The organism is Kaistia hirudinis, assembly GCF_014196455.1.
Taxonomy (GTDB): Bacteria; Pseudomonadota; Alphaproteobacteria; order Rhizobiales; family Kaistiaceae; genus Kaistia; species Kaistia hirudinis.
The window spans coordinates 543,559-557,323 of the sequence record NZ_JACIDS010000003.1; the positions used below are offsets into that span (position 1 = coordinate 543,559).

The following is a 13,765-nucleotide window of genomic DNA, read 5'->3' on the forward strand; positions in this document are numbered from 1 at the left end:
GCGGGTGAAGCTTTCAAGACGCCGTCTGCAATGCGTCAGACTGAATCGTGCGGATTGGCGCCGCCGGCGCGGATCGCCGTCGAGGAAATCGCCATGCGATGGCCGTGCAGCACCGTCCAGGCGGGCGGCGCGCGGAAGGCGAGCCCGGCGGCGTCCGTCTCGCTGATACGAAACGATGCCAGCGCGGAGGCGGCCGGCGCGGCGCCGGCCGCGAAGGTGCTGCCCGGCCTATCATAGACGGCGATCGGCATCATGCCGGCGATCTCGCGCCACTGCCGCCAGCGGTGGAACTGGCGCAGATTGTCGGCGCCCATGATCCAGACGAACCGCACGCCCGGCCGCCGCGCCTTGAGGATCGACAGCGTCTTGGCCGTATAGCGCGTGCCGAGCGCGGCCTCGATCGCGGTGACGCGGATGCGCGGCTCGTTCGCAGCCATGGCCCGGGCGGCCTCGACGCGGCGGGCCAGCGCGCCGGGCGCATGGTCCTTCAGCGGATTGGCCGGTGTCACCAGCCACCAGAGCTGGTCGAGCTTCAGCCGGCGGAGCGCGGCGCGGCTGACCATCAGGTGCCCGGCATGCGGGGGATCGAAGGAGCCGCCGAACAGGCCGATGCGCTGTCCGGCCGCGGCGGCCGGCAGTTTCAGCGCAGCCCGCAGCGCGGGATCGGAATAATCCTCGGGGCTCACGGCCGGGTCTGGCCTGCGCCGTGGACCCGATATTTGAACGAGGTGAGCTGCTCGACGCCGACGGGCCCGCGCGCATGCATCCGTCCCGTCGCAATGCCGATCTCGCCGCCGAAACCGAACTCGCCGCCATCCGCGAACTGGGTCGAGGCATTGTGCAGCACGATGGCCGAATCGACCTCGGCGAGGAAGCGGTCGGCCGCAGCCTGGTCGGCGGTGATGATCGCATCGGTGTGGTGCGAGCCATAGGTCTCGATATGGTCGATCGCCGCGTCGAGGCCGTCGACGACCTTCACCGCAATGATCGCGTCGAGATATTCCGTCGACCAGTCCGCCTCGCTCGCCGGCGTCGCTTCGGCGACCAGGCGGCGCGTCTCCTCGTCGCCCCGGATCGAGCAGCCCGCATCGATCAGCGCGCGGACGATCGGCACCAGATGCGTGCCGGCGACGGCGCGGTCGATCAGCAGCGTCTCCGCCGCGCCGCACACGCCCGTGCGCCGCATCTTGGCGTTCACGACCAGCGGGATCGCCATGGCGAGATCGGCCGCCGCGTGGATGTAGATGTGCACGATGCCTTCGAGATGGGCGAAGACGGGAACGCGCGCCTCGTCCTGCACACGCGCGACCAGGCTCTTGCCGCCGCGCGGCACGATCACGTCGATCGACCCGCCGAGGCCTTCGAGCATGGCGCCCACGGCGGCGCGGTCGGCGAGCGGCACCATCTGGATCGCGTCGGCGGGCAGGCCGGCCGCCTCGAGGCCGCGCGCGAGCGCCGCATGGATGACGGCCGATGTGCGGAGCGTGTCCGAGCCGCCGCGCAGGATGACGGCATTGCCGGATTTCAGCGTCAGCGCGCCGGCGTCGGCGGTGACGTTGGGCCGGCTCTCATAGATGACGCCGATCACGCCGAGCGGCGTGCGCACGCGTTCCAGATGCAGCCCGTTCGGCCTGTCCCAGGCTGCCGTGACGGCGCCGACGGGGTCCGCGAGGTCGGCGATCTCCTCGACGCCGCGGGCCATCGCCTCGATGCGAGCCGGCGTCAGCGTGGCGCGGTCGATGAAGGAGGGGAGCGCGCCGGAAGCCTTGATGGCGGCTACGTCGAGCGCGTTCGCTTCCAGGATGGCGGGCGCGGCGGCGCGGATCTCCGACGCCATGGCGCGCAGCGCCTGATCCTTGGCGGCCGATGGGGCGAGGGCGATCCTGCGGGCGGCGGCACGGGCCTTGCGGCCCATCGCCAGCATCACGCTCGCCACGTCCTCGCTCTCGCGCTTCAGAACGGCCGTCGTCGTCATGATCATTCCCTCAGATCCCGAAGAGGCGCCGACAAACGCCCTTCGCCCGGGTGCATTCCACCCGAAAACTGCCTATTCGCCCCGCAGCGCCATATCGTCCCGGTGCACCATGGCGGCGCGGCCGGTATAGCCGAGGATCGTGGCGATCTCGCTCGAATTGCGTCCGGCGATGCGGACCGCATCGGCCGCGTCATAGGCGACGAGGCCACGGCCGACCTCCTCGCCCGCCGGCCCCTGGATGATGATCGCGTCGCCGCGCTGGAACGAGCCCTCGACGCGGCGCACGCCGGCCGGAAGCAGGCTCTTGCCAGAACGCAGCGCCCGGACCGCACCTTCGTCGATGACGATCAGCCCATGCGTATCGAGATGACCGGCGATCCAGCTCTTGCGCGCCGCGACGGGGCTGCCCTCGGCGAGGAACCAGGTCGCGGTGCCGCCCTCCGCAATCCGCTTGAGCGGATGCAGCGGCTTGCCGAGCGCGATCGCCATGGTGGCGCCCGCCGCCGTCGCGATCTTCGCGGCGTCGACCTTGGTCTTCATGCCGCCGCGCGAATATTCCGACGCCGCACCGCCCGCCATCGCCTCGATCTCCGGCGTGATGCGCGGAACGACGGGGATCAGCCGGGCGTCGGGATTGGTGTGCGGAGGGGCGGTATAGAGCCCGTCAATGTCGGACAGCAGGACGAGCAGGTCCGCGCCCATCATCGAGGCGACGCGCGCCGCGAGGCGGTCATTGTCGCCATAGCGGATCTCGGTCGTCGCCACCGTGTCGTTCTCGTTGATCACGGGGATCGCGCCGAGCTTCAGCAGCGTGCCGATCGTCGAGCGCGCATTCAGATAGCGCCGCCGCTCCTCGGTGTCGCCGAGCGTCAGCAGGATCTGCCCGGCGCGGAGGTTGTGCCGGTCGAGCATCTGCGAATAGGCGCGCGCCAGTGCGATCTGCCCGACGGCCGCGGCCGCCTGGCTCTCTTCGAGCCGCAGCGCGCCGCCCGGAAGGCCGAGCACGCCACGCCCGAGCGCGATGGCGCCGGAGGAGACGAGGAGCACGTCACGGCCGCCGGAGGCGAGTTCCGCCACATCCTCGATCAGCGCCGCGAGCCAGTCCTCGCGCAGCCGACCATTCGCCCGGTCGACCAGCAGGGCCGAGCCGATCTTGACGACGATGCGGCGAAAATTGCCGGGCTTGAGGCCAGCCGAGGACTCGGCGGCGAGGGCGGTGGCGCTCATGGTGTCCAGCTTTCGGCCTTGCGCGAAGGCACGTCGTTCGGGTCGCTCGTCCGCCCTTCCTCGATGATCCGCCAGAGCACGCGGAGCGCGCCCTCGACGCCGGCTCCCGAGGCGGAGGAGAGGACCACCGGCGTCTTGCCAGCGACGCGGGCGAGCGCCTTCTTCTTCTTCTCGATCTCGTCCGGCGGCAGCGCATCGGCCTTGGAAAGCGCGACGACTTCCGGCTTCTCGTCGAGCCCGGCCCCATAGGCCTCGAGCTCGCCGCGCACGACGCGGTAGGCTTCCGCCGGGTCCTCCTGCGTTGCATCGACCAGATGCAGCAGCACGCGGCAGCGCTCGACATGGCCGAGGAAGCGGTCGCCGAGGCCGATACCCTCATGCGCGCCCTCGATCAGGCCGGGAATATCGGCCATCACGAATTCGCGGCTGTCGACGCGGACGACGCCGAGATTGGGGTGGAGCGTGGTGAAGGGATAATCGGCGATCTTGGGCCGGGCGGCCGAGACGGCGGCAAGGAAGGTCGATTTGCCGGCGTTCGGCAGTCCCACCAGACCGGCATCGGCGATGAGCTTCAGCCGCAGCCAGATCCAGCGCTCGATGCCTTCGAGGCCGGGATTGGCGCGGCGCGGCGCCTGGTTGGTCGAGGTCTTGAAATGGGCATTGCCGAAGCCGCCATTGCCGCCCTTGGCGAGCAGGACACGCTCGCCGGGATGCGTCAGGTCGGCGATCAGCGTCTCCTTGTCCTCGTCGAAGATCTGCGTGCCGACCGGCACCTTCAGCACGACGTCGGCGCCTCGGCCGCCGGCCATGTTGCGGCCCATGCCATGCACGCCGGTCTTGGCCTTGAAATGCTGCTGGTAGCGATAGTCGATCAGCGTGTTGAGCCCGTCGACGCATTCGGCCCAGACGTCGCCGCCCCGCCCGCCATCGCCGCCATCGGGACCGCCGAACTCGATGAACTTCTCGCGGCGGAAGGAGACGCTGCCCGCGCCACCGTCACCGGAGCGTATGTAGACCTTCGCCTCGTCGAGAAACTTCATGATTTGAACTCGGCATGACGCGTGCGCGTCAGTTGGGTGTCGATATGATCAAGATCGCGCCGAAGCGCAAGATTATGCTGGCGCGAGTGACCGATGATCTCGAAGCCGAGCTTGGTCTGGATCGCCAGCGAGCGCTGATTGCCCTCGAAGACGCCGGACTGGATCGTTTCGATCATGGGATCGGCGAAAGCATCGTCGACGACGGCGGCGACCGCCTCGCTCATCAGCCCCTGGCCCCAGTGCTGGCGCGAGAGCCAGTAGCCGAGCACGGGATCGGCGCCGCGACCGCGCAGGGAAACGAGACCGATCGGGCCGTTCCGGTCGACGATGAACACGCGATCCTCGCCGCCCCAGCGCTGCCCGCGCTCCCAGACGAGGAAACGCTCGGCCTCGTCCAGACTGTAGGGAAAGGGCACGCGCGCCAGCCAGCGCGTCACCTCGAAATCGTCGAGGCCGGCCGCGATCGCGGGCGCGTCCGAGAGTTCGGCCGGCCGAAGGACGAGCCGGTCCGTGGCCAGGATCCGGTCAGGCGGCGTCGATCGCATCGTCTTCATTGTCCGCCTCCTGTGGCGTCCTGCGCATCGCGCCCTCTGCGCCCCAGGCCTTGAGGCTGGCCCAGACGCGTCGCTCGAGCACGAAGCGTTCGATCGGCACCGCGCCGCGCGCCGCGAGCGAGCGTATCATGCCCGTATCGCGGAACTGGAAGCCGCACTTCTCCGCGACACGCCGGGCCGCCGCGCTGTTGACGCGGATCGCGCACCAGAGCCGCTCGGCGCCGCCGGCCTGAAAGGCGTGGTCGACGATCGCATGCGCGACCTCCGTCCCGAAACCCCGGCCCCAGAAGCGCTCGGCGATCCAGAACGAGATCTCGAAGCCATCGGGCCAGCTGTCGCTGCGGCTATGGAAGGCGGCCCCGACCAGCCCGCCCTCGCGCCGCGCCACGGCGACATAGCTGGCGCCGGAGGCGCAGGGACGCGCGCGCTCGCGCTCGACCCAGGCCTCCGCGTCGTTCCGCAGATAGGGGTAGGGCACGTTGACCAGCCCCATCGCCACCCGCGGATTGTCGAGCGCTGCCGAAAGGGCGGCCACATCGCCCCGCCTTGGCGGGCGAAGCTGCAGCCGCCGTGTCGGCAGCCACCGTTCTTCGTCGTCGCTCGCCGCTTCGCCGCCGTCGTCCTGCATCGTCGCCTCCCGATGGGCCATGAAGAAAGGGGAGATGGTGTCCCATCTCCCCTCGCAACTGGACCGTCATCAGGCGCGGCCGGGGTCATGGTGACACCGGCGTTCCTTGGGAATGACCGGTTATTCTGCAGCCTCTACCGCCACTGGGGCGACGGAGACGTAGGTACGGCCATTGGCTTTGCGGCGGAACGCGACCACACCGTCCTCGACGGCGAAAATCGTGTGATCCTTGCCCAGGCCAACGCCCGTGCCGGGATGCCACTGCGTGCCACGCTGGCGGATGATGATGTTGCCCGAGACGACGGCTTCGCCGCCGAACTTCTTGACGCCGAGACGGCGACCCGCGGAATCGCGACCGTTGCGCGAGGAACCGCCTGCCTTCTTGTGTGCCATGATCCACTCCAATTCCGCTTCAGGAAGCGAGCCGCCTCAGGCCCGGTCTTCCCGGCTCACGCGTTCGACCCGCGGAGCCTCGATGAAACCTGGTGCCCGGCCGTTGGGCCGGAGCGCCGCTCGGTGCCTGCTCAGGCGCCCGCCGAGATGCCGGTGATCCGGACCACGGTCTGGTGCTGGCGATGGCCGCGGCTGCGCTTCGAATTCTGACGCCGGCGCTTCTTGAACACAAGGATCTTGCGCGTACGGGTCTGGTCGACGATCTCGCCGGTGACGGTGGCGCCGGCAACGGTCGGCGCGCCGACGGTGGTGCCTGCCTCGTCGCCGACCAGGAGCACCTGGTCGAACGTGACGGTATCGCCGGCTTCACCGGCCAGAAGCTCGACGGCGAGCTCGTCATTGGCGGCAACGCGGTACTGCTTGCCACCGGTCTTGATGACTGCGAACATTGTTCTTTCCGTTGTTCAGCTCAGCCTCAAAGGGCCGGCTTCTTTCAGTCAGGCTAAAGCGAATGAAAAACGGCGCGACTGCTCTGCCGCACCGTGATCGGCCGCTGTTATACGGGCGAGGCTGTTCCTGTCAAGGCCGAACGGTCGGAAATCGGCCTTTTCTGCGCCGTTCAGCGGCGGGCGGCCAGGAGGTCGGGCCGTCTCTCGCGGGTGATCCGCTCCGCTTCCGCGCGGCGCCAGCGGGCGATGGCCTGATGGTCGCCGGAGAGCAGGATTTCGGGGATCGACTGCCCCTCCCATTCGCGCGGCCGCGTATAATGGGGGTATTCGAGCAGCCCGCCCTCGAAGCTCTCCTCTTCGCCCGAGGCGCTCGCGCCCATGACGCCGGGCAGCAGGCGGACGACGGCATCGATCAGCACCATGGCGCCGAGCTCGCCGCCGGACAGCACATAGTCGCCGATCGAGACCTCCTCGAGGCCGCGTCCCGCGATCACCCGCTCGTCCACGCCCTCGAACCGGCCGCAGACGACGATCACGCCCTGCTCCTCCGCGAGAGCGCGCACGCGGCTTTGCTGGAGCGGACGGCCGCGCGGGCTCATCAGGAGGCGCGGGCGCGTGTCGTCCGGCGTGAGTGCGGCATCGATCGCCGCCGCCACGATGTCGGCGCGCATCACCATGCCCGGCCCGCCGCCGGCCGGCGTATCATCGACATTGCGATGGCGTGAGGTGGCCGAGGCGCGGATGTCACGCGCCTCGATCGCCCAGGTGCCGTCCTGGAGCGCACGGCCGGCCAGCGATGTGCCGAGCGGGCCGGGGAACATCTCGGGATAGAGCGTCAGGACCGTGGCGCGCCAGGGCGGAACGCTCACGACCCGTCCTCCGGGCTCGCCGTCTCGTCGCCCTCGCGCGCCTCGGTCTCGTCCGGCGGCTCGACGACGAGCCGCCCGCCGGTGATGTCGACGACCGGGACCACGGCGCGGGTGAAGGGGAGGTAGAAGCTGCGTCCGCCTTCCGGGAGGATTTCCAGAAGGTCGCCCGCGCCGAAATCCTGCACGGCGACGACACGGCCGAGCGAGGTTCCATCGCGGCGCTCGGCCGAAAGGCCGACGAGGTCGGCGTGATAGAAATCGTCCTCGTCCTCCAGCGGCGGCAGGGCCGACCGGGGGATGTAGAGCTTGCGGTTGCGCAGCGTCTCGGCCGCATTGCGGTCGGCGACGCCCTTGACGCGCGCAACAAGCGCCTCGCCCTGCGGACGCAGCTGAACGATCTCGACGACGCGGCCGTCGTCGAGCGTCAGCGGGCCATAGTCGGCGAGGCTCGCGGGATCCTCGGCGAAGGCGTGCAGCTTCACCTCGCCGCGAATGCCATGCGCGGCACCGAACTGGCCGAGGAGGATCCTGTCCTCACGCAGCGGATCGTCATGCGCCATGGCGAAGCTCCGGTCCCTCCCCGCGAAGGGGAGGGCGGCAGCGGCAAAGTGGCCGCATTACTCCGCAGCGGCGGCGGCTTCGGCCTTCTTGGCCTTCTCGGCGGCGCGCTCCTGGGCCTTCTTGCCCGGGACGGCCTTCTGCGGGTTGTTGCGCGGCGCGCGGTTCAAGAGGCCGGCATCGCTCAGGAAGCGGGCGACGCGGTCCGTCGCCTGGGCGCCGACCGAGAGCCAGTGCTTGGCGCGCTCCTGGTCGAGCACGACGCGGTTCGCGTTCTCCTTGTCGAGCATCGGGTCGAAGGAGCCGATACGCTCGATGAAGCGGCCGTCGCGCGGCGAACGGGCGTCGGCGACGACGATGCGGTAGAACGGACGCTTCTTCGCGCCGGAGCGGGCGAGGCGGATCTTCAGGGACATTTTCTTCTTCCTTTCAAAGCCAGATTGGTCTGCGGCGCGTCGCGCCTATTTCTTCTTTCCGGGCAAGCCCGGGAAACCACCACCACCAAGGCCGGGCAGCTTCGCCCCGCCGAGGCCGGGAATACCCTTGAGGCCCTGCGACAGGCCCTGCGACAGGCCCTGCGGCAATCCGGGCGGAAGTCCGCCGGCGCCGCCGCCCATCTGCTTGGCGAGCTTTTCGAGCTCGGCCGGGTCGATATTGGGCATGCCGCCCATCCCGCCGCCGCCGAGCGCGCCCATCATCTTGCCGAGCATGCCGCCGCCCTTCTGCTTGCCCATGGCCTTCATCATGTCGGCCATCTGGCGGTGCATCTTGAGCAGGCGGTTGACGTCCTCGACCTTGGTGCCGGAGCCCGAGGCGATGCGCTTCTTGCGGCTCGCCTTCAGCACGTCCGGATTGCGGCGCTCTTCCTTGGTCATTGAGCCGATGATCGCGACCTGGCGCTTGATCACCCTGTCGTCGAGATTGGCGCCTTCGAGCTGCTTCTTGATCTTGCCGACGCCCGGCATCATGCCGAGCATGCCCGACATGCCGCCGATCTTTTCCATCTGGCGGAGCTGCTGGGCGAGGTCGTCGAGGTCGAAGATGCCCTTGCGCATCTTCTCCGCGGCCTTCTTCGCCTGCTCCATGTCGATGTTCTGGGCCGCCTTCTCGACGAGCGAGACGATGTCGCCCATGCCGAGAATGCGGTTGGCGATGCGGCCGGGATGAAAATCCTCCAGCGCATCGGACTTCTCGCCCGTGCCGAGCAGCTTGATCGGCTTGCCGGTGACGGCGCGCATCGAGAGCGCGGCGCCGCCGCGGCCGTCGCCGTCGGTACGCGTCAGCACGATGCCGGTAATGCCGACGCGCTCATCGAACGAACGCGCGAGGTTGACGGCGTCCTGGCCGGTGAGGCTGTCGGCGACGAGCAGGATCTCGTGCGGCTTGGCGATAGCCTTGATGTCGGCCATCTCGACCATCAGCGGCTCGTCGATATGCGTGCGGCCGGCGGTGTCGAGGATGACGACGTCATAACCGCCGAGGCGAGCCGCCTGCAGCGCGCGCGTCGCGATGTCTGTCGGCGACTGGCCGGCAACGATGGGCAGGCTGTCGATGCCGTTCTGCTCGCCGAGCACGCGGAGCTGCTCCTGCGCCGCCGGGCGGCGCACGTCGAGCGAGGCGATCAGCACCTTGCGCTTGTCGCGCTCCTTGAGCCGGCGGGCGATCTTGGCGGTGGTGGTCGTCTTGCCCGAGCCCTGCAGGCCGACCATCATGATCGGCACGGGCGCAGGCGCGTTGAGGTCGATCGTCTCGGCCTCGGAGCCCAGCATCTCGACGAGCTGGTCGTGGACGATCTTGACGACCATCTGGCCCGGCGTGACCGAGCGGATGACTTCGGCGCCGACGGCGCGGCTGCGGACCTTGTCGGTGAAGGAGCGGACGACGTCGAGCGCTACGTCGGCCTCGATCAGCGCGCGGCGCACCTCGCGCATCGCCTCGTTGACATCGGCCTCGCTCAGCGCACCGCGCCGGGTGAGCTTGTCGAAAATGCCGGAAAGGCGTTCTGAGAGACTGTCGAACATCGGGCCCGCTTGCTTTGAGGGATCGCCACCGTCATGCCAAATAGGTACGCCGCCCGCGGGCGCAACGCGCTGGCGGACGTTGACCTCCGGAATCTCGTTCCGGTCGGCAGCTCGGAGGTGACCTCTTCGCAGATTTCCGCGGCTCTTAAGGAAAAACCGCGGAAATGTCAATTGCGGCGCGCGCGGACGCCCGATCAGACGGCGCCGGTCCCGCCTATGCCGATGTCGCGCGCCATGGCTTCAGTAGCGCGAAATCGTGCCGCTGCGCGAGACCGTGCCGCCGTTGGGGCCGGTGGTCGAGCCGCCATAATTGATCGCGCCATTGCCGGTCGCATAGGCGGAGCCCTGGTGGTTCACGGTCCCGCCATTCGGTCCGGTCCAGCTGCTGCCGCGCTGGCAGCCGGCGCCATAGGCACACTTGCCGGACGCGCTGCCGGTATAGGTCCCACGCGCCGTGGTCACGCTGGAACTCCGCGTCCAGGCCGAGGCGGGTGCGGCGGTCATCGCCACGGCGGCGGCGGCGAAGGCTCCGGCGACGAGCAGTCTGGTGGTCGCATTCATCATGGTGCTTCTCCTGGGGTCGAATTGTCGGGAGGCTGGGGTCTTGCTTCGACGCCCTGGAGGATGGCCGGCCGAGTTTGCGCCGGCTTTTCAGAAACGGCCCGCGATGTAATGTTTTGTAACGATGGCCTCGCGACGCGTTGCAGCGCGCGCGAAGAGGGCGCAGCTTCCCGCTCCATGGAAGCCAGGGCGAACGAGACGGTGTCGGAGAGCATTGCGGCGCGGCAGCCGGTCCTGCTGGTCGTCGAGGACGATCGCGAGATCGGCGCGCTCTTGTCCGCCTTCCTGGGGCGCGAGGGTTTCCGCGTCGAGCTCGCCCCGTCGGGCGCGGCGATGGATGCGATGCTGCGCACGCTCCAGCCCGATGTCGTCATCCTCGATCTGATGCTGCCCGGGGAAGACGGGCTCTCGATCTGCCGCCGGCTGCGGGCGCGCAGCCGCATTCCGATCCTGATCCTCACCGCCAAGGACGACGACGTCGATCGGATCGTCGGGCTCGAACTCGGGGCCGACGATTATCTCGGCAAGCCGTTCAATCCGCGCGAATTGCTGGCCCGCATCCGCGCCATCCTGCGCCGCATTGAGCCGGTCGCCGCCGCCGAGTCCGTGCCGCGCCGTCGCCATCGGTTCGGCGATTTCCTAATCGATATCGACATGCGTAGCCTCGAGATCGGCGGACGGCGGATCGCGCTCACCTCCGCTGAATTCGATCTCCTCGTCTGCTTCGTCGAGCATCCGCGCCGGGTCCTGTCCCGCGACCAGCTGCTCGACTGGACGCGCGGCCGCATGGCGGATCCCTTCGACCGGACGATCGACGTTTCCGTCAGCCGCCTGCGGCGCAAGCTCACCGACGCGAGCCCCGGCGCGGAGGGGCTGATCACCACGGTCCGCAATGGCGGCTATCTCTTCGCCGGCGAGCTGCGGGACGGCTGAGATGCTCCGTCTCAGCCTGGCCTGGCGCATCAGCCTCGTGCTCATCCTTGCGGTGATCGCCCTCCAGATCCTCTCCTCGGTCGCCTTCTTCGTCCGTCGCGACGCGGCCACGGAGGCCGGCTTCCGCGCGCCGCTGCCCGATCAGGTTGCGTCGCTCGCGACGCTCCTCGACGGCGCATCGGCGGAGCAGCAGCGTCTCGTGCTGCGCGCGCTGAACGGGCCGAGCTTCGATGCGAGCGTGAGCGAGGCGCCGGTGCCAATGGCCGAGGCGGGCAGTCGCATCGGCTGGCTGGAGGCCGCGATTCGTCGCAATCTGGCACCGGGCGACGGACGCGAAGTCGTCGCGCGGCGCTCCGGCCCTGCGCTCGAGGGCCAGCCCGTTCGCCGCGGCCTGCGCCGGCTGTTCATGCGCGATCCGATCGAGATCATCGTCGGTCTCGCAGGCAGGCGAAGCCTCGTCCTCCGTCCAGCCGACAGCCTCAATATCCGCCTGTTCGGCTTCCCCTCCGGTTTCGTCGCGAGCCTGGTCGGATTCGCGGTCGCGATCCTGGCCGGGCTCGCCATCCTGCGCGAGACGCGGCCGATCACCCGCCTCGCCGCGGCGGTCGAGCGCTTCGGCCAGGGTATGCAGGCCGAGGCGCTGCCCGAGACCGGGTCGCCCGAGACGCGGTCGCTCGTGCGTGCCTTCAACGCCATGCAGTCGCGCATTGCGGGCCTGGTCCAGGGCCGGACCTTCGTGGTCGCAGCCATCGCGCATGATCTGCGCACGCATCTGACGCGGCTGCGTCTGCGCGTCGCGATGCTGCCGGACGACGCGATGCGGGATCGCGCGGAGCGCGATGTCGAAGATATGCAGGCCCTGGTCGAGGAGGCGCTCGCCTATGCCAAGTCGACACGCAGCGCCGCGGCCCGGGCGCCGGTCGACCTCGTGGCGCTGGTCGATGACATCGCCCGCTCGCGCATCGAGGCCGGCGCGCCGGTCGTCTTCACGCCTCCGGCGGAGCCCATACAGGTCTTGGCGTCGCGGCTGGCGCTCGGCCGGGCGCTCGGCAATCTGATCGACAATGCCGTCGCCTATGGCGGGTCGGCGGAGCTGTCGATCGAAGCAGGGCGAGACGAGATCGGGATCTTTGTCGAGGATCGCGGTCCGGGCATCCCGGAGGCGGACCGCGAGCGCATCCTGGAGCCGTTCGAGCGGCTGGAGGCCTCGCGCGGACGCGACACGGGCGGCGCAGGGCTCGGCCTCGCCATCGTGCGCGAGATCGTCGACGCCCATGGCGGGCGGCTGGCGATCACCGCACGGCCGGGCGGCGGCTCCCGATTCGGCATCGTGCTGCCGGCCTGAGGCGCAAAAGCAAACGGGCGCCGTGGGGCGCCCGTCAAATTCGTTGGCTGATCTCGGGATCAGTTCGGCCTAACGGCAGCTCTTGCCCATCGCATCGAGCGAGGCCGAGATGCCGGAAAGCGAATAATTGTCGGTCGTGACCGTGCCGCGGCTCGACGTGCCGGACACCGACATGGCGTGGCCCTTCTTCATCGCCTCGATCATCGCGGTTTCCTCCGCGGCGTTCTCGATCCAGGCGCCATCCTCCTTGGTGAACATGGAGAATTTCTGCCCGTCGATGTCGACGGTGACCTTCGAGCCGTCCTTGAAGCGGTAGCCGATGATCACCGACACCTCCGAGCGCACATTCTCGCTCGGCCGCGCCGTGATCATGAAATAGGCCGGGTCGCGGTTGGCCCCCTTGGGTTCCTGCGACTTGGGCTGCGAGGCGGCGTAGCAGACCTTCCCCTTCTTGTCCGCGTAGGCGTAGGCGCTCCAGTCCTTGAAGGTGCCGACGCGATTCGGGGTCTGAGCGTGCGCCACGCCGGCGAGGCCGCCGAGGAGAAGCGCCGTGGTCGCGATCCTGATTGCGTTCATTATCCTCTCACCCAAGTTTCAAATCACCGGCGGCGAGGATACCACCAGCCTTCGGAACCAACTCAAATTGGCGGTGTCACATTAACATTCCGTGAACCAATCCGCCTGCGCGAAACGCCGCGCTCCCCCGAGCACGACGCAGGGAGTTCATGGGGCAAGAAAATGGCCCTAGAGGGGCAAACGTGCATCAGGCTGCTTCGCTGCTGGCACGATCGAGCGCGCGCCGGGCCGCCTCACGGTGAACCGGCTTCAAATGCGCGCCCAGCATGGTGACAGCCGTCATCAGCACGGTGGCGTCATCGGCGAAACCGATGCCGACGAGAATGTCGGGAACCGCATCCACGGGCATGACGAAATAGGCGAGCGCGCCCATCAGCGTCGCGCGGACCCGAAACGGCGTGCTGGAATCCATCGCGCAGAAATAGGCGGCGACCACGTCTTCGGCGAAGGGAATGCGTCCCGCCGAACGGCGCAGGGTCTGCCAGAGACCGCGCTGTACGCGCTCGCTTTCGGCCACGAAATCATCGGGGCCGTGGATCTCGACGGGTTCTGCCTTCCTGCCGCGCTTCCAGCCGAACATCGTTCATCACCTCCAGGCGCTCGATAGAGCTGCCTGGAAAGAAATGGGAAGCGTGG

At 68.9% G+C, this 13,765-nt stretch carries 17 protein-coding genes; 2 read left to right on the top strand and 15 right to left on the bottom strand.

What is annotated here, in order from left to right:
* Positions 1 to 35: 35 nt before the first annotated feature.
* The 13 genes from GGR25_RS12550 to GGR25_RS12610 all read right to left on the bottom strand — a co-directional run bounded on the left by GGR25_RS12550 (position 36) and on the right by GGR25_RS12610 (position 10,278).
* The gene (locus tag GGR25_RS12550) at positions 36 to 686 is read right to left on the bottom strand and encodes a nicotinate-nucleotide adenylyltransferase (RefSeq protein WP_380146719.1); all 651 of its coding nucleotides are present in this window, start codon (positions 684 to 686) and stop codon (positions 36 to 38) included.
* Entirely contained in the window at positions 683 to 1,975 is a 1,293-nt protein-coding gene (locus tag GGR25_RS12555) for a glutamate-5-semialdehyde dehydrogenase (RefSeq protein WP_183399121.1), read from the bottom strand. Before GGR25_RS12555 ends, GGR25_RS12550 begins: the two co-directional genes overlap by 4 nt.
* Before the next feature lie 72 nt (positions 1,976 to 2,047).
* On the bottom strand, positions 2,048 to 3,202 hold the full coding sequence (proB, locus tag GGR25_RS12560) for a glutamate 5-kinase (RefSeq protein ID WP_183399122.1): 1,155 nt from the start codon (positions 3,200 to 3,202) through the stop codon (positions 2,048 to 2,050).
* On the bottom strand, positions 3,199 to 4,242 hold the full coding sequence (gene obgE / locus GGR25_RS12565; RefSeq protein WP_183399123.1) for a GTPase ObgE: 1,044 nt from the start codon (positions 4,240 to 4,242) through the stop codon (positions 3,199 to 3,201). Before obgE ends, proB begins: the two co-directional genes overlap by 4 nt.
* The gene (locus GGR25_RS12570; RefSeq protein WP_183399124.1) at positions 4,239 to 4,796 is read right to left on the bottom strand and encodes a GNAT family N-acetyltransferase; all 558 of its coding nucleotides are present in this window, start codon (positions 4,794 to 4,796) and stop codon (positions 4,239 to 4,241) included. Before GGR25_RS12570 ends, obgE begins: the two co-directional genes overlap by 4 nt.
* The gene (locus GGR25_RS12575; RefSeq protein WP_183399125.1) at positions 4,768 to 5,424 is read right to left on the bottom strand and encodes a GNAT family N-acetyltransferase; all 657 of its coding nucleotides are present in this window, start codon (positions 5,422 to 5,424) and stop codon (positions 4,768 to 4,770) included. The genes GGR25_RS12570 and GGR25_RS12575 overlap by 29 nt, the downstream gene beginning before the upstream one ends.
* A gap of 120 nt (positions 5,425 to 5,544) precedes the next feature.
* Entirely contained in the window at positions 5,545 to 5,817 is a 273-nt protein-coding gene (gene rpmA / locus GGR25_RS12580; RefSeq protein WP_183399126.1) for a 50S ribosomal protein L27, read from the bottom strand.
* 131 nt (positions 5,818 to 5,948) lie between these two features.
* Positions 5,949 to 6,266 (bottom strand): 50S ribosomal protein L21, encoded by a 318-nt coding sequence (rplU, locus tag GGR25_RS12585; protein WP_183399127.1) that lies wholly within the window; start codon positions 6,264 to 6,266, stop codon positions 5,949 to 5,951.
* Positions 6,267 to 6,436: 170 nt separating this feature from the next.
* Positions 6,437 to 7,135: a tRNA (guanosine(37)-N1)-methyltransferase TrmD gene (gene trmD, locus GGR25_RS12590; RefSeq protein ID WP_183399128.1), complete on the bottom strand. Its 699-nt coding sequence runs from the start codon at positions 7,133 to 7,135 to the stop codon at positions 6,437 to 6,439.
* Positions 7,132 to 7,695, bottom strand: coding sequence for a ribosome maturation factor RimM (rimM, locus tag GGR25_RS12595; protein ID WP_183399129.1), 564 nt, complete (start codon positions 7,693 to 7,695; stop codon positions 7,132 to 7,134). Before rimM ends, trmD begins: the two co-directional genes overlap by 4 nt.
* 57 nt (positions 7,696 to 7,752) lie before the next feature.
* Complete coding sequence (gene rpsP, locus GGR25_RS12600; RefSeq protein WP_183399130.1) at positions 7,753 to 8,109, bottom strand: 30S ribosomal protein S16; 357 nt, start codon at positions 8,107 to 8,109, stop codon at positions 7,753 to 7,755.
* Between the two features lie 45 nt (positions 8,110 to 8,154).
* Positions 8,155 to 9,714, bottom strand: coding sequence for a signal recognition particle protein (gene ffh / locus GGR25_RS12605; RefSeq protein ID WP_183399131.1), 1,560 nt, complete (start codon positions 9,712 to 9,714; stop codon positions 8,155 to 8,157).
* A gap of 240 nt (positions 9,715 to 9,954) precedes the next feature.
* Positions 9,955 to 10,278, bottom strand: a complete 324-nt coding sequence (locus GGR25_RS12610) for a hypothetical protein (protein ID WP_246409605.1) — start codon at positions 10,276 to 10,278, stop codon at positions 9,955 to 9,957.
* 174 nt (positions 10,279 to 10,452) lie between these two features.
* On the opposite strand from GGR25_RS12610, the gene GGR25_RS12615 reads away from it, so the two are divergent.
* Complete coding sequence (locus GGR25_RS12615) at positions 10,453 to 11,208, top strand: response regulator (protein WP_183399132.1); 756 nt, start codon at positions 10,453 to 10,455, stop codon at positions 11,206 to 11,208.
* Positions 11,209 to 11,614: 406 nt separating this feature from the next.
* The gene (locus GGR25_RS12620; protein WP_425486152.1) at positions 11,615 to 12,553 is read left to right on the top strand and encodes an ATP-binding protein; all 939 of its coding nucleotides are present in this window, start codon (positions 11,615 to 11,617) and stop codon (positions 12,551 to 12,553) included.
* A gap of 69 nt (positions 12,554 to 12,622) precedes the next feature.
* On the opposite strand, the gene GGR25_RS12625 is transcribed toward GGR25_RS12620, so the two are convergent.
* Both GGR25_RS12625 and GGR25_RS12630 read right to left on the bottom strand, forming a co-directional pair.
* Positions 12,623 to 13,129, bottom strand: a complete 507-nt coding sequence (locus tag GGR25_RS12625) for an invasion associated locus B family protein (protein WP_183399134.1) — start codon at positions 13,127 to 13,129, stop codon at positions 12,623 to 12,625.
* A gap of 187 nt (positions 13,130 to 13,316) precedes the next feature.
* Positions 13,317 to 13,709, bottom strand: a complete 393-nt coding sequence (locus GGR25_RS12630) for a YkvA family protein (RefSeq protein ID WP_183399135.1) — start codon at positions 13,707 to 13,709, stop codon at positions 13,317 to 13,319.
* Positions 13,710 to 13,765 lie beyond the last annotated feature (56 nt).